Below are 13,844 nucleotides of genomic sequence, written 5' to 3'. Positions count from 1 at the left end.
TCGTCAGTCCACCAGCTCCATGAACGCCCACGTCTGGCCGGCGGCCAGCCCGGCCAGCTCCCGCCCGCACTCCCGCAGCGCCTGCGGGCCCGAGGTGATGTGCGCGCTGCCCGTGTGCACGTCGCGGAACAGCCGCTGGATCAGCCCGTCGCGCACCGCCGTGGTGCCGCCCGAGTCGTGGACGAACCTGGCCACCTCGGCCACGGTCGAGGTCGCGTGGTTGAGCGTGAGCCGTACCATCGTCTCCTGCCGCACGTCGAGCGCGCGGCCCGCGTCCAGGGTGCGCTCGGCGTCCTCCCAGGTCTCGTTGACCAGGGCCTTCGCCGCGCGGAAGCGGGCCTCCGCGCGGGCGAAGTCCGCGTGGAAGGCCTCGCTGCCGGCGATCTGGCCGGGGCGCCCGGCCTTCGCGACCGCGTACCCGATCAGCTCGTCGAGCAGGCGGCGGCCGACCCCCAGCGCCCAGCCGGTGTGGCAGATCAGCGCCTGGTCGAGCACTCCGAGCCGGTAGAGCGCGCCGCCGCGCAGCGGCCGGTCCGCGGTGAAGACGTGCGACTGAGACTCGGGCACATAGACGCCGTCGAGGCGGTAGTCGATGCTGCCCGTCGCCCGCAGCCCCAGGACGTCCCAGTTCCCGAGCATCTCGGCGTCCTCGATCGGGGTGATGAAGATCCGGACCTCGTCGGTGCCCTCGACCGCGCCGAGGCTGTGGACGTACTGCGCGTGCAACATCCCGGACGCGAAGCTCCACTGACCGCTCAGCCTGAACCCCCCGTTCTCCGGTACGGCCACGCCCGGCCGCGTCCCCTGCCCGGCGAACAGCGGGATCCGCGGTCCCTTGAAGATCCGCTCGACCGCGTCGTCGCCCAGGTAGGCGGCGGCCGTGCCGTTCTCCAGCGTGGTGGCCATGACCACCCAGCCGGTGGACGGATCGGCGTACGAGAGCTCCTCGAAGACGGCGATCAGCTCGCGCGGCGACAGCTCGGACCCGCCGAGCACCGTCGGCACCCAGACGCCGAACAGTCCCGCCTCGTGCAGGGCCTCGATCACGGGCTCGGTGAGCCTTCCCTGTGCCTCGGCGGCGTCCGCCTCGGCCTCGATCAGCGGGCGCAGCGCCCGCGCCCGGTCCAGCGGTCCGGTGCCGGCGGTGTGCAGTCGCGGCATGTCGCTCATGTCCGGTTCCCCTCGTCGTGATCGTCCGGGGCCTGTCCCGGCCCGGATCGGTGCGCGACCCACAGGTCTTCGACGGGCCACCCGGCGGCCCGGTCGTCGGTCGCCGGCTCGTAGGAGGCGTGCGTGGCGGCGTCCGGCGGGGAGTGGAGCTCGTGCGGGGCGTGCCGGTCGGTGTGGGCCGCGCTGACGCGGGTCCATCGGTCGCGGTCGGCCTCGGCATCGTGGTGTCGGCCCGCCATGGTTGGCACGGTAATCCAGACGGGCACGGCATTCCTACCGGTTTCTGTGGTCGAATATGCCGCATGGAACGGGCGCGGCAGTTGGTCGGCGACATGCTCATCTACTGCTTCGTGGTCGTCCTGGTGACCGGCGGGTACCTGGCCTGGTTCCACGTCCCCTCCGACGCCGCGGTGGTCTACGACGGCAGCTACGCGCCCCTGCGCGGCACCCCGATGAGCGAGTCGTACGCCTCCGCCCTGGAGATCAGCTTCGAGGTGCGCGGCGGCCTGCTCTCCCGGCAACTGCACCACACCTCCGCGGTCCTGCTCGGCGTGGGAACCGTCATCTGGGTGGCGCTCGGCCACCTCAGGTACGTGCCCGCGCTGCTCGGGCTCGGGCTGGTGCTCCTCACCGGCCTCGCCGGCTACGGCTCCGTGGACGACGTGCTGTCCGGCACCGTCTTCGGCAGTGTCCCCACCCCGCTGTGGTACGGCCTGCACCTCGTGGCGGCCCTGGCCATGGCCGCCACCCTGGTGGTCTCCGCCGTCCGGGAAGGGGCCCGCAGGCCCAGGACCCCGGGCTTCGTGGCGCTCGGCGTCGTCCTGACCGCGGTGGTGTTCCTCTGGCGCTGACGGGTCGTCATCCCGATCACCGGCTTCGCACGAGTCGGCCGCCGTCCAAGCGGCGTGGGCGGGGCTGCTCCGTCCACCGGCCGCCCCGGGCGAGGTCGAAGCGCGCGGCAAGGGGGATCACCACTCGGCCGGCCCGCCGTCCTCGTGTCTCCAGACCGGGTTGCGCCACGCGTGTCCCGCCTGGTCGGCGCGCCGGACCGCGGCCTCGTCGATCTCCACGCCGAGCCCCGGCGCCTCGGGACGCGCGACGTAGCCGTCGGTGAAGCGGAACACGGCGGGGTCGGCCACGTAGTCGAGCAGGTCGGCGCCCTCGTTGTAGTGCAGGCCGATGGACTGCTCCTGGATGAGGAAGTTCGGCGTGGCGAAGGCGACCTGGAGGCTGGCGGCCAGCGCGAGCGGGCCGAGCGGGCAGTGCGGGGCGAGCTTGGCGTCCCACACCTCGGCGAGCGCGGCGATCCGCCGCGTCTCCGAGATGCCGCCCGCGTGCGACAGGTCCGGCTGCACGACGGCCACCCCGGCCTCCAGCACGGGCCGGAAGTCCCAGCGCGAGTACAGCCGCTCCCCCGTCGCGATCGGGACGCCGCTGGCGGCCACCACGCCGGGCAGCAGGTGCGGGCGGTCGGGCAGCACGGGCTCCTCGGCGAACATCGGCTGGAACTGCGCGACGAGCGGCAGGATCCGCCGGGCGTCCGCCGCGCTGACCCGGCCGTGGAAGTCGAGCGCCAGGTCGCGGGCGGGGCCGAGAAGCTCCCTGGCCAGCGCGACCCGCTCCACGACGCCCGCGAGGTCGGCGGGGGTGGCGAGGGCGGGCATGCGGCCGGTGGCGTTCATCTTGATCGCGGTGAACCCGGCCGCCAGCCTGGCGCCGATGCCGTCGGCGAGTTCGGCGGGCTCGTCGCCGCCGACCCAGGAGTACACGCGGACCCGGTCGCGCACGTGCCCGCCGAGCAGCGCGTGGACCGGCACGCCGTAGGTCTTGCCCGCGATGTCCCACAACGCCTGGTCGAGGCCCGCCAGGGCGCTGGAGAGCACCGGCCCGCCCCGGTAGAAGCCGCCGTTCGCCATGACCTGCCAGTGGTCCTCGACGCGCAGCGGGTCCCGGCCGATCAGATACTCCGCCAGCACGTGTACGGCGGCGCGTACCACCTCGGCACGCCCCTCGACGATCGGCTCACCCCAGCCCACCACGCCCTCGTCGGTCCGCACCCGGCAGAACATCCAGCGCGGCGGCACGAGGAACGTCTCGATTCCCGTGATCTTCACGCGGAGTCCTTCATCGCCGTCCAGCCGCCGTCCACCACCAGGGAGGCGCCGGTGACGAACGAGCTCTCGGCGCAGGCCAGGAACGTCACGGCGGCGGCCACCTCGTCGGGGCGGCCGAAGCGCCCCGCGGGGGTCGCGGCCACGCTGCGCCGCCGGTCCTCCTCGCCGACGCCGTCCCAGGCGGGCGTGAGGATCGGCCCGGGGATCACGGTGTTGACCCGGATCTCCGGCGCGTACTCGACGGCGAGCTGCCTGCCGAGCGAGACGAGCCCGCCCTTGGCCGCCGCGTACGCCGGGTGACCGGGCAGCCCCACCAGCGCGTGCACCGAGGAGGTCAGCACCACGGCGCCCCGGCTCTCCTTCAGCATGCCCGCGCAGGCGGCGACCGCGAGATAGGCGGCCTTCAGGTTGACCGCGAGCTGCCGGTCCCAGTCGTCTTCGGCCAGTTCGTGCACCGGGGCGCGGACCACCGTGCTGGCGTTGCCGTGCAGCACGTCCAGGCGGCCGAACTCGGCCCGCGCCGTGTCGGCGACCCGCCGCCAGGTCGCGGCGTGGGAGACGTCGCCCTGGATCGACCGCACGTCCGGCCGGTCGGGGCCGGGTCCGGTCAGGTCCACGGCGATCACGTGCGCGCCCTCGCGCAGGAAGCGTTCCACCACCTCGGCGCCGATGCCGGAGGCGGCGCCGCTGACCACGGCGACCTTCCCCGGCAACAATCCTCGTCCCACTGTCTCCACCTTTGTCATGTCATCGAGGGTCACGCTTGCGCCGTACCGCCGGCGGGACTTCGCAAAGCGCGTCAGCGCCAGTCAATCTGCGCCCGCCACCCAGGGGAATGTCCGATCACCTGGACGACCGGACGCACCTGACATAACGGGGCGCTGCCGATCCAGGACGGCAACCGCGGCCAATCCCTGGACGATCTGGTGGTGTCATCCGCGCGGCGCCGATTCGGTCACCGGCAGGCAGGCGGAGAGGCGGCTCGGCGAAGCGCCCGCGTACCGGCTATGGAGGGGGTGTCAGCGTCGCGCGAGTTCGGCGCCGATGCCGTCGAGGATGCGGGTGAGGCCGCGCTCGAACTGCTCGTCGCCGGCCGCGCGGTTGTCGAGCCGGCGCACGAAGGCTCCGGCGTCCCCGCCCTCCAGGAGCTGCTGGATGTGCGGGTACTCCCCGGTTTCCAGGCGTGAGGTCACGAAGGCGGCGACGCCGTCGATCCACTCCTCGCCGGGCTCCTCGGCAGCGTCCGCCTGCGCGGTGAAGCCGGCCACGTAGTAGCTGACCAGCGCGATCAGCTCCAGCTTCTCCGCGGCGTCGAAGGGCGTGCCGGCCAGCGAGGCGAGGACCCGCTCAAGGGCGCGCATGCCGTTCGGGCCGATGTCCTTGCTGCCCAGGACCGTGATCGCCCACGGCCGGTGCCGCGAGATCGCGCGCAGTCCCCGCCCGAGCCCGGCGAGGGCCTCTCGCCAGCCGATGTCGGGCTCGGCGTCGGGGCCGACCAGTTCGCCCAGGATCTCGTCGTTCATCAGCGCGAGCAGGTCCTGCTTGCTCGGCACGTAGTGGTAAAGCGTCATCGTGCCCGCGCCGAGCTCCTCGGCGAGCCGCCGCATGGACAGCGCCGCGAACCCCTCCGTCTCGGCGATCGAGATCGCCGCCTTCGCGATCTGCTCCCGCGTGAACCGCGGTTGCCGGACGCCCGGGGCGGGGCGGACCCAGACGGGCGTCCGCGGCTGGTTCTGGTCGTGCGTTGACATCTCGCACAGCGTACCAATACGTTAATCGTACGCAATACGAAGAGCTAGTACAACGTACGGCTAGGAGTGGGAAACGATGGAATCGTTGAAGAGACGTCTTGCCGAGGTGCTCGGGGAGTCGCTGGCCGGCGGAGCCGTGGCGGGCGCGGTCATCGGCGTGGCAGTGGGCGACGAGCGGTTCACCCTGGCGCGCGGAAGCGCCAATCTCAACACCGGTCAGCCGTTCACGGAGGACACCGCGTGGCTGCTCGGCTCGGTCGGCAAGATCCTCACCACGACGCTGCTGCTCCGGCTGGTCGAGCGCGGGTCCGTCGACCTGGACGATCCGGTACGGCGGCACGTGCCCGAGTTCACCCTCCGCGACCCCGCGGCGGCCGACCGGATCACCGTGCGCATGCTGGTCAACCACACCAACGGCATCGACACCGACGGCCTCGTGCCCAGCGCGGTGCGGGGCAGGGACGCCCACCGGGCGTACGTCGAGCACCTGCGCGACCTGGACGTCCTGTTCGAGCCGGGCACGTGCATCCACTACTCGAACCCGGGATTCGTGCTGGCCGGTCGCATCATCGAGGAGCAGACCGGGCTGCCGTACGAGCAGGCGATCCGGCGTGAGCTGTTCGAGCCGTGCGGAATGCGGGACGCCACGGCGGTCCAGACCCAGGCGTTCCTCCGCAGCACGGCCGTCGGCGCCTTCTTCGACATGGAGACGATGGCGCTGCGCGCGACGTCGTTGTTCAGCGTCCCGGAGTCCATCGGGGCCGCCGGCGGGACGCCGATCGTCACCGTCGCGGACATGCTCGCCTTCGGCCGCATGCACCTGAACGCAGGCCTCGCGCCGAACGGCACCCGCGTGCTCGAGGCCGACTCGGTCAAGGCCATGCTGACCCCGACCTTCGACCTGGGCATTCCGCAGGCGCCGCCGGTCGGGCTGGGCTGGTGGCTGGAGCCCATCGCCGGAACCACCGCCGCCTTCCACGGCGGCACCTCACCCGGCGGCAACTCCGCCTTCACGCTCCTGCCGGAGTACGACGCGGTCATCACCAGCTTCGGCACCGGACCGGCCAACATCCTCCTCCAGGACCGGCTGCACCTCGCCGTGATCGAGGAGGTGACCGGGCGCACGGTGACCCCGCCCTTCGGCGGCGCCCCGGACCGCCCCGCGCCCGGCATCGCCGGGGAGTACGGCTCGTTCCAGAGCCGCGTCGTCGTCGAGGTCGAGGCCGACGCGCTGCGGCTGACCAGCCATTTCGAGCCGTACGACGACGACCACCGCGCCACCTACGAGGCCTGCGGGGTTCCGGCCGGCGCCGCCCCGCCGGTCACCTACCGCGGCCTCGCCCCCGGGCTGTACGCGCCGGAGGGCATGGAGGCGTCGGTCTTCTCCGGGGTCATCGGCAGAGGCGCACTGCTGACTCCCCTGCCCGCCACCGCCGGCCGTCCGGCGGGCCTGCACTCTGGACTGCGCTTCACGCCCAGACGCGCGCACTGATACGGCGGCCGCGAACGCGGGCGGGCCGATCTCACGGGCGGCTGAGAAGCTCGCGGGCCAGCGCCTCGCCCCACCACCGCTCGATCCGGTCGGGTGACCAGGAGCGTTCGATGTGCAGGGTGGTGTAGACGTCGATGTTGCACAGGGCGGCGTAGATGTCGACGGCGGTGGGGACGTCGAGCCCGGCGCGCAGGGTGCCGTCGGGCCAGGAGGAGAAGACCTGCACGCGGTGCTCGCCGACCTGCCGCCGGCCCGTCAGGTAGAAGTCCGCGAGGTCGGGTTCGGCACGGCCGGCCTCGCGCAGCAGCGTGATCAGGTCACCGGCGCGTTCGAAGAGCCGCCGGTCGTAGGCGGCCATCGCGGCCAGGTGGCGGCGCGGGTCGGCGGTGGACTCCAGCTCCTCGATCGCCTGGGGCAGGTCGGCGGCCAGGTCCGCGGCGTCGGCCAGCGCCCAGACGAGTCCCGCCTTGTTCTGGTAGGCCGCGTAGACGGTGGGGACGGCGACGCCCGCCTCCCGGGCGACGTCGCGGATGGTGGTGGCCGCCCAGCCCTTGGAGACGAACAGGCGGCGGGCGGCGTCGGCGATCTCGGCTCGCGTCTGGTGCGCCTGGGCCACCCGGCGCAGCGAGGTGTAGCGGCGCCGTCCTGTCTCGTTCTCCATGGTGGCCGCCAATCTATCCAATCGACGGCGGCGGCCTCACTCGTGGCGGATGGCCTCGTGGCGCGTGGCCGCGTTCACCAGGGGCAGCACCAGTGTGGTGATCGCCAGAGCGCCGAGCATCCCGCCGCCGAGCGTGAGACCGGCGGCGCGCGGCAGCAGGACCGCGGCCTGGGCGCACAAGCGTTCCTCGGCGGGGGATCGACATGCTCCCCGGAGAAGTTCCCGCACCGCGGATCGGGCGTGATATCACCTTGGGCGATCACTCATGCACAGAAAGTGAGACCCCCGTGTCGGTCGCCCTCTTCGGACTGCTCGTCGCCGCGACGGTCGCCGCCCTCGTCGGCCTGGCCGCGTACGTCGCCGGCCGTGTCATCCCCGACCAGACCCGCCAGGACTACCGCGACAGCAGCGGCCTGATCACCGGCATCGTCGGCACCCTGTTCGCCGTCAGCATCGGGCTGGTCGTCGTCGCGGCGTGGAACCAGGTCAACACCGCCACCGAGACCAGCGCGACCGAGGCCAGCAACCTGACCGACGTCTTCTGGTACTCCAGGACCCTGCCCACGCCCCAGCGCGCCACCCTGCAAACCCTCGCCACCGGCTACGCCACCACGGTCATCGACGAGGAATGGCCCCTCATGGCCGGGCAGCGCCGCCTGTCGCAGAACGCCTGGCGCGCCTCCGAGCAGCTCCGCAGCTTCTTCCAGACCGTCGAGCCGGAGGGCGGCGGCCCCTCCGCCCGCTACGGGCAGGCCATGGCCCGCATGCAGGCCGTCCTGGACGCCCGCCGCGCCCGCGCCCAGATGGCCGACACCGGCGTGCCGCCGCTGCTGTGGGTAGCGCTGGGCGGCTGCGGGCTGGTGGCGCTGCTGCCCGCGGTCCTGTGCGGCAGCGCCAACCGCAGGGTGCACATCACCCTGGCCGCGGCCGTGGGCGGCATGGTGGGGCTGGTGCTGTTCCTGGTCTACCAGCTCGACTTCCCCTTCAGCGGCGGCATCTCGATCTCCCCCGCCGCCTTCGAGCAGGCTCTCGACCGCTTCGACAGCATCCGCGCGCTCGACGCCGGTTAGCGGTACGCGGTGACGTGACCGTGACACGGCGCGGACGAGGCGGGCACACGGCTCTTCGATAGTGGGGCGGAGGCGGTCACGGAGAGGAGAGGGCCTTGGTGGACGACGGGCATGCGGACGCGCTCTACAGGTGGGGGAAGTTCGAGCGGGCCGGGCGCGCGTACGAGGAGATCCTGCGCAAGGACCCCGGCAACGTACGCGCCGCCCGCCGGCGCGGGCATGTGGCGCTGCTGGGCAACCGGTTCCCCGATGCCGAGAAGTACCTCACGATGGCCCTTGACCTGGCTCCGGGCGACAAGGAGACCAACCGGCTGCTGGCCGACTGCTACACCCGGCAGGACAGGTTCGCCCTCGCCGCGCCCTGCTGGCGGCTGGCCGGCGAGGAGGCGTATGCCAAACAGTTCGCGGCGGTGCGCGGCAGGCCGTACCAGATCCACGGCGACCACGCACGGCTGCCGTGGCTGCGGACCGACCCGTTCCCGCTGGTGGAGGCGTCGGTCAACGGCGGGCCGCCGAAGCGGTTCACCTTCTACACGCGCGTCGGCGGGCTGGGGGTGAGCGCGAAGGTCGCCGCGGAGGCCGGGCTGAGCGCCGTGGCCAAGCAGAGGATCGAGGCGTTCGGCGGCGTCATCTGGCTGTACTACGGGGTGCTGGAGTCGCTCAGGCTGGGCGGCATCGAGCTGCGCAACATCCCCGTGGGGTGGTCGGATCAGGAGGCCGAGGAGCACGACGGCATGATCGGCACGTGGGTCTTCTACCACCTGCTGTCCACGTTCGACTACGCGGGCCGGGCGCTGGTCCTGCGCCGCCGTACCGACGAAGCGGTCAGGAAGGCGCGGGCGGGCGCCAGGCCGCTGCCGCTGTGGCTGGCCGGTGAGCACCTGCTGCACACCGAGGGCAGCGTCGCCGGCTCCGCCACCGGGGTGGTGGCGCTGAACCTGGGCGGCACCGGCGAGCAGGTCGCGGGCATCTCCGCGAACACGGCCAGACGGCTGGGGGTCCGCGTCGACCGCGACCGCCCGATGGCCGGCTACGCCGGGGGTCAGCCGGTCGTCGCCTACCCCTGCTACCCCAAGGAGGTACGGCTCGGCGGGGCCACGGCCGAGGGCGCCTACTGCTACGCGGGCGGCGAGGACACGCTGGGCCAGGAGGGGTTCTACAAGCTGGCCGACATCGCCCACGCCTTCCACAAGCCCTACACCGTCACCCTCGACTTCACCGGCATGAACGTCTACATCGCACCCGGCGGGCGGCGCCGGGCACGTGTTTCCTGATCAGGTGGTGATGGAGCCCTCCACGGCGACCCCGTCGGAGTCGACCTTCACGCTGAACGAGCAGCTGAAGGCCGAGGCGACGGCGGGGACGTCGATGATGCGCACGGCGATGGGGTCACCCTCGCGCAGGGCCCGCGCCACCGGGGCGAAGGTCGAGCGGGTCCGGTCCAGGCGCATCCTGGACAGCCCGGTCTGCTGGGCGGGCGCCAGCGCGAACAGGCGGACGAACAGCAGCCGCGGGTCGCGGTCCAGTTGCTCGGCGACCTGCCCGGCCAGCTCCACGTCCGCGCTGATCTGGTCGACGACGCGCTGCGCGTCCTCGGTGGTGAGCGGGGTGGAGGTGGGGAGTTGCTTGGTCTGTGTCTCGGTCATGGCCATCTTCCTGTCGGTGTGTGGACACCGGTACTTCGGCGACGGCCCCTCCCCCGGATGAACCCTGTTTTCAGCGAGCCTGCCATCGGTAGCGGCGCTCGGGGCGGCCGGTGACGCCGTACTTGAGGGTGACGTCGACCTGGCCGGTGGTCATGAAGTGCTCCAGGTAGCGGCGGGCGCTGACACGCGAGAGGCCGACGAGTTCCGCGCACTCCGTGGCCGACAGCGACTCGTCGCTGCCGCGCAGGGCCTGCCGGACAAGTTCGGCGGTCTCGACGCTCAGGCCCTTGGGGAGGGCCGGGGCGCGGGCGGGGCCGCCTCCGGCCAAAACGCGGTCCACGTCCGCCTGGCAGCCGGCGACCTCGGCCAGGCCGGCGCCGCGCTGGGCCCGGTAGCGTTCGAGCCTGGTCCGCAGGTCGGCGAGGTCGAAGGGCTTGAGCAGGTAGCTGGTGACGCCGTGGCGGGCGGCGCGCCGTACCGTGTCGAGCTCGCGCGCGGCGCTGATCACGATCACGTCGCAGTCGACCTGCCGGGCGCGCAGGTGAGTGATGACGTCCAGCCCGAACACGTCGGGAAGGTACAGGTCGAGCAGCACCAGATCGGGGTGCAGGGTCTCGGCGGCGGCCAGCGCCTCCTTGCCGGTGTGCGCGGTGCCGATCACGCGGAAGCCGTCGACCTGGTCGACGAACGTGCCGTTGATGCGGGCGACCATGAAGTCGTCGTCGACGACGAGCACGTCGATCATCGGGGAACTCCCACGGAGATCCGGGCGGTGAACATGGCGCCGTGGTCGGTGTTGGCGACGGCCACCTCGCCGCCGCGGCGGCGGCAGACGAGCTGGGTGAGCGCCAGGCCGATGCCGCGTTCGCCCTGCTGGGCGGCTTTGGTGGTGAAGCCGCGGGTGAACACCTCGCGGGCGAGTTCGGGTGCGACGCCGGGGCCGGAGTCGCGCACGACGATCTCGACGCTGGAGGCGTCCTGGCGCAGCTCCACCTCGACCCACGCCTCGTCGCCCGCCGCCGCGCCCGCGGCGTCGATGGCGTTGTCGACGAGGTTGCCCGTCACGGTCGCGACGTCGGCGGCGTCGCGCGGGTCGAGCCGGTCCAGCGCGGTGCGCTCCGACAGGCGGAGCTGGACGCGGCGCTCGGCCGCCAGCGAGTACTTGGCCGTCAGCAGCGCGGCCACGGCCGTGTCGCGCACCAGGCTGGGCAGGTGGTGGTCGAGCGACTCGCGGTGCTCGCGCAGGGCGCGGATGTAGCTCACGACCTCGTCGTGCTCCTTCACCTGGATCAACCCGGAGATCACGTGGAGCTGGTTGGCGAACTCGTGCGCCTGCGCCCGCAGCAGCTCGGTGGAGCTGCGGAAGGAGCCCAGCTCGCGCTCCAACTGGGCCAGCTCGGTACGGTCGCGCAGGGTCGTCACGGTCCCGAGGCGGCGCCCGCCCCCGGTGATCGCCATCCGGTTGAGCACCAGGACGCGGCCGCGATGGATGACGATCTCGTCGCGCGCCTCGCCCGCCGAGGTCAGCACGTCGTGCAGGCGGTCCCTGATGCCGAGCGCGGCGAGGCTCCTGCCCACGGAGCGTTCCGGCAGGCCGAGCAGGGTACGCCCGACGTCGTTGACCAGCGTGAGCCGGTGCTGGACGTCGAGCGCCACCACGCCTTCGGCGATGCCGTGCAGCATGGCCTCGCGGTGTTCGGCCAGCCCGGCGATCTCGCGGGGCTCCATGTTCAGCGTCTGCCGCTTGATCCGCCGGGCCACCAGCCACGAGCCCAGCCCGCCCAGCGCGCTGGCGATGCCCAGGAAGATCGCCAGGTGGGAGGAGGCGCCCGCGAGCCGCTGCCAGACCGTGGGCGCGGCCACGCCCACCGACACGGTGCCGAGGTGGCGTCCCTGGGTGCGCGGCGTCGCGCCCAGCACGGGGACCTGCGCGGACAGCTCGTGCTCGCCGTCCAGCACGAGGTAGCCCGACCAGCCGCGCGCCCGGCCGACGCCCGGGTGCCCGAGGGGCAGCGGCGTGCCGATGACCGTGGCGTTGGTGGCCGCGACGATCTTGCCGCGCTCGTCGGCGATGGCCACCGACGAGACCCCCGACTGCGTCAGCACGGACTGCGCGAGCGGCGCGAGCACCTCCGCGGGCGCGGGCTCGTGGATCCGCGCCCGTACCAGCGGGTGGGAGGCCAGCATCTCGGCCAGCGCGGTCACCCGACGGCCCTCCACGCGGTCGAAGGTCACGCTCGACTGCCGCACCGAGATGGCCGCCACGACGGCGAGAACCACCACGACGATGGCCAGTTGCATGATCAACAGCTCGCCGGCGAGGGTGAGATGGCGCGGCTTCACGACCACAATGAACTTTATCTCCGCTGGTCACACAAGGATGACCGGTACATTTCCGGATCCGCACAATCATCGCGCCGGAGTTGCCGACGCGGAAGAGAAGACCGTGAAAATCCGAGCCATCACGCTGACGGCCCTGCTCGTGCTCGCCGTCACCGCCTGCGGGGCGACCGCCGACCGACCATCGGGTACGGCCGGCGAACCCCTGACCGGCCTGCGCATCATGGTGCCCAACACCCCGGGCGGCGGCTACGACACCACCGCGCGGACCGCGGCCAAGGTGATGGAGGAGGCCGGGATCGCCTCGGGGCCGCAGGTGTTCAACCTGCCCGGCGCGGGCGGCACGGTCGGCCTGCAGCGCACCGTCAACGAGCGGGGCAACGGCAAGCTGGCCATGCAGATGGGGCTGGGCGTGGTCGGCTCCTCCTACACCGCCAAGTCGGCCGCCACGCTCACGCAGACCACCCCGATCGCCAAACTGATCGAGGAGGCGGGGGCGATCGTGGTGGCGAAGGGCTCGCCGTACCAGAACATCGGCGACCTCGTCGCGGCGTGGAAGAAGGACCCGAAGAAGGTCACGGTCGGCGGCGGCTCCTCCCCCGGCGGCCCCGACCACCTGCTGCCGATGCGGCTGGCGAAGGCCGTCGGCATCGATCCCAGGCAGGTCGGCTACGTCTCCTACGACGGCGGCGGCGAACTGCTGCCCGCGATCCTCGACTCCAAGGTCGCCTTCGGCGCCAGCGGGTACGGCGAGTTCCTCGACCAGGTCCAGGCCGGGCAGGTACGGGTGCTCGCAGTCACCAGCGAGCGGCCGATCGGCGTGCTGAAGGACGTGCCCACGCTGAAGGACTCGGGCATCGACCTGGTCTTCACCAACTGGCGCGGCGTGGTCGCGCCGCCCGACATCAGCGAGGCCGACAGGAAGAGGTGGATCGACGTCTTCACCCGGATGCACGACGCGCCGCAGTGGAAGGCCGAGCTGACCAGGCGCGGCTGGACCGACTCCTTCCTGACCGGCGACGCGTTCGCCGCCTATCTGGTCGAGCAGGACAAGTCCGTCGCGGCCATCCTGGCCGAGCTCGGGCTGGCCCGGTGACCGCCGCGGTGACCGATCGCGCGCAGTACGGAGTGTGCGCCCTCCTCGCGCTCGCCGGCGCCGCGGTGATCGCCGACGCGACCAGGATCGTCCACCTGACCGGCGGCAACGACCCCGTCGGCCCGCGCCCGGTGCCGATCATCCTGGGCGCGGCGCTGCTCGTCGTGGCCGCCGTCTACGGCGCCGACGTGGCGCGCGGCGGCGCCGGGGAACCCGAGCCCGGCGAGGACGTCGACCTGGGCAGCCGCGCCGACTGGCGCACCGTGCTGCTGCTGGCCGGCGTCTTCCTGGCCAACGCGGCGCTGGTCGAGTGGCTCGGCTGGGTCATCAGCGGCGCCCTGCTGTTCTGGGGCGCCGCCTTCGCCCTCGGCAACCGCCACCACGTGCGCGGGCTCGCCGTCGCCGCGGCCCTGTCGCTGGTCACCTTCTACGCCTTCGCCGTCGGCCTCGGGGCCAACCTGCCGGCCGGCGTGCTCCAGGGAATCCTGTGAACCCGTTGCTGGA

Annotated in this window: 16 protein-coding genes; 6 read left to right on the top strand and 10 right to left on the bottom strand. The window is 72.6% G+C overall.

What is annotated here, in order from left to right; translation table 11 throughout:
* Window positions 1–3: 3 nt before the first annotated feature.
* Both ACIBEJ_RS24475 and ACIBEJ_RS24470 read right to left on the bottom strand, forming a co-directional pair.
* Entirely contained in the window at window positions 4–1,170 is a 1,167-nt protein-coding gene (locus tag ACIBEJ_RS24475) for an acyl-CoA dehydrogenase family protein (protein WP_397185106.1), read from the bottom strand.
* Window positions 1,167–1,409, bottom strand: a complete 243-nt coding sequence (locus tag ACIBEJ_RS24470) for a hypothetical protein (RefSeq protein ID WP_397185105.1) — start codon at window positions 1,407–1,409, stop codon at window positions 1,167–1,169. The genes ACIBEJ_RS24475 and ACIBEJ_RS24470 overlap by 4 nt, the downstream gene beginning before the upstream one ends.
* A gap of 63 nt (window positions 1,410–1,472) precedes the next feature.
* Here ACIBEJ_RS24470 and ACIBEJ_RS24465 point away from each other — a divergent pair, with 63 nt between their 5' ends.
* Window positions 1,473–2,021 (top strand): hypothetical protein, encoded by a 549-nt coding sequence (locus ACIBEJ_RS24465; protein WP_397185104.1) that lies wholly within the window; start codon window positions 1,473–1,475, stop codon window positions 2,019–2,021.
* A gap of 117 nt (window positions 2,022–2,138) precedes the next feature.
* Here ACIBEJ_RS24465 and dgoD read toward each other — a convergent pair whose 3' ends face one another.
* The 3 genes from dgoD to ACIBEJ_RS24450 form a co-directional block, all read right to left on the bottom strand.
* Complete coding sequence (dgoD, locus tag ACIBEJ_RS24460) at window positions 2,139–3,284, bottom strand: galactonate dehydratase (protein ID WP_397185103.1); 1,146 nt, start codon at window positions 3,282–3,284, stop codon at window positions 2,139–2,141.
* Window positions 3,281–4,012, bottom strand: coding sequence for an SDR family NAD(P)-dependent oxidoreductase (locus ACIBEJ_RS24455; protein WP_397185102.1), 732 nt, complete (start codon window positions 4,010–4,012; stop codon window positions 3,281–3,283). Before ACIBEJ_RS24455 ends, dgoD begins: the two co-directional genes overlap by 4 nt.
* 291 nt (window positions 4,013–4,303) lie before the next feature.
* Complete coding sequence (locus tag ACIBEJ_RS24450; protein WP_397185101.1) at window positions 4,304–5,035, bottom strand: TetR/AcrR family transcriptional regulator; 732 nt, start codon at window positions 5,033–5,035, stop codon at window positions 4,304–4,306.
* Window positions 5,036–5,120: 85 nt separating this feature from the next.
* Between ACIBEJ_RS24450 and ACIBEJ_RS24445 the strand changes: the two genes are divergently transcribed.
* The gene (locus tag ACIBEJ_RS24445) at window positions 5,121–6,527 is read left to right on the top strand and encodes a serine hydrolase domain-containing protein (protein ID WP_397185100.1); all 1,407 of its coding nucleotides are present in this window, start codon (window positions 5,121–5,123) and stop codon (window positions 6,525–6,527) included.
* Between the two features lie 31 nt (window positions 6,528–6,558).
* Here ACIBEJ_RS24445 and ACIBEJ_RS24440 read toward each other — a convergent pair whose 3' ends face one another.
* Together ACIBEJ_RS24440 and ACIBEJ_RS24435 are read right to left on the bottom strand one after the other, a co-directional pair.
* Window positions 6,559–7,188, bottom strand: a complete 630-nt coding sequence (locus ACIBEJ_RS24440) for a TetR/AcrR family transcriptional regulator (RefSeq protein WP_397185099.1) — start codon at window positions 7,186–7,188, stop codon at window positions 6,559–6,561.
* 36 nt (window positions 7,189–7,224) lie between these two features.
* Window positions 7,225–7,368: a hypothetical protein gene (locus ACIBEJ_RS24435; RefSeq protein WP_397185098.1), complete on the bottom strand. Its 144-nt coding sequence runs from the start codon at window positions 7,366–7,368 to the stop codon at window positions 7,225–7,227.
* Window positions 7,369–7,475: 107 nt separating this feature from the next.
* Here ACIBEJ_RS24435 and ACIBEJ_RS24430 point away from each other — a divergent pair, with 107 nt between their 5' ends.
* Both ACIBEJ_RS24430 and ACIBEJ_RS24425 read left to right on the top strand, forming a co-directional pair.
* Window positions 7,476–8,258 carry a hypothetical protein gene (locus tag ACIBEJ_RS24430; protein ID WP_397185097.1) on the top strand — a complete coding sequence of 261 codons (783 nt, stop codon included), beginning with the start codon at window positions 7,476–7,478 and terminating at the stop codon, window positions 8,256–8,258.
* Window positions 8,259–8,356: 98 nt separating this feature from the next.
* On the top strand, window positions 8,357–9,532 hold the full coding sequence (locus tag ACIBEJ_RS24425) for an aspartyl protease family protein (protein ID WP_397185096.1): 1,176 nt from the start codon (window positions 8,357–8,359) through the stop codon (window positions 9,530–9,532).
* On the opposite strand, the gene ACIBEJ_RS24420 is transcribed toward ACIBEJ_RS24425, so the two are convergent.
* The 3 genes from ACIBEJ_RS24420 to ACIBEJ_RS24410 form a co-directional block, all read right to left on the bottom strand.
* The gene (locus tag ACIBEJ_RS24420; protein WP_397185095.1) at window positions 9,533–9,904 is read right to left on the bottom strand and encodes a hypothetical protein; all 372 of its coding nucleotides are present in this window, start codon (window positions 9,902–9,904) and stop codon (window positions 9,533–9,535) included.
* Between the two features lie 70 nt (window positions 9,905–9,974).
* Window positions 9,975–10,649, bottom strand: coding sequence for a response regulator (locus ACIBEJ_RS24415; protein ID WP_397185094.1), 675 nt, complete (start codon window positions 10,647–10,649; stop codon window positions 9,975–9,977).
* Window positions 10,646–12,247 carry an ATP-binding protein gene (locus ACIBEJ_RS24410; protein ID WP_397185093.1) on the bottom strand — a complete coding sequence of 534 codons (1,602 nt, stop codon included), beginning with the start codon at window positions 12,245–12,247 and terminating at the stop codon, window positions 10,646–10,648. The genes ACIBEJ_RS24415 and ACIBEJ_RS24410 overlap by 4 nt, the downstream gene beginning before the upstream one ends.
* Before the next feature lie 103 nt (window positions 12,248–12,350).
* On the opposite strand from ACIBEJ_RS24410, the gene ACIBEJ_RS24405 reads away from it, so the two are divergent.
* A complete protein-coding gene (locus ACIBEJ_RS24405) occupies window positions 12,351–13,340 on the top strand; it encodes a Bug family tripartite tricarboxylate transporter substrate binding protein (protein WP_397185092.1) in 990 nt (329 codons plus the stop codon).
* Window positions 13,337–13,831, top strand: coding sequence for a tripartite tricarboxylate transporter TctB family protein (locus ACIBEJ_RS24400; protein WP_397185091.1), 495 nt, complete (start codon window positions 13,337–13,339; stop codon window positions 13,829–13,831). Before ACIBEJ_RS24405 ends, ACIBEJ_RS24400 begins: the two co-directional genes overlap by 4 nt.
* The last annotated feature ends 13 nt before the right edge of the window (window positions 13,832–13,844 follow it).

Source organism: Nonomuraea sp. NPDC050790, from assembly GCF_044456745.1.
In the GTDB taxonomy this organism is placed as follows: domain Bacteria; phylum Actinomycetota; class Actinomycetes; order Streptosporangiales; family Streptosporangiaceae; genus Nonomuraea.
Note: the sequence above shows the minus strand (reverse complement) of the source record. Positions and strands in the feature narration are given on the sequence as shown.

What these genes read in the sequence shown, in the direction of transcription:
- ACIBEJ_RS24475 (WP_397185106.1), bottom strand. Translation starts at nt 1,170, where the DNA reads ATGAGCGACATGCCGCGACTGCACACCGCCGGCACCGGACCGCTGGAC.
- ACIBEJ_RS24470 (WP_397185105.1), bottom strand. Translation starts at nt 1,409, where the DNA reads ATGGCGGGCCGACACCACGATGCCGAGGCCGACCGCGACCGATGGACC.
- ACIBEJ_RS24465 (WP_397185104.1), top strand. Translation starts at nt 1,473, where the DNA reads ATGGAACGGGCGCGGCAGTTGGTCGGCGACATGCTCATCTACTGCTTC.
- ACIBEJ_RS24450 (WP_397185101.1), bottom strand. Translation starts at nt 5,035, where the DNA reads ATGTCAACGCACGACCAGAACCAGCCGCGGACGCCCGTCTGGGTCCGC.
- ACIBEJ_RS24440 (WP_397185099.1), bottom strand. Translation starts at nt 7,188, where the DNA reads ATGGAGAACGAGACAGGACGGCGCCGCTACACCTCGCTGCGCCGGGTG.
- ACIBEJ_RS24420 (WP_397185095.1), bottom strand. Translation starts at nt 9,904, where the DNA reads ATGACCGAGACACAGACCAAGCAACTCCCCACCTCCACCCCGCTCACC.
- ACIBEJ_RS24415 (WP_397185094.1), bottom strand. Translation starts at nt 10,649, where the DNA reads ATGATCGACGTGCTCGTCGTCGACGACGACTTCATGGTCGCCCGCATC.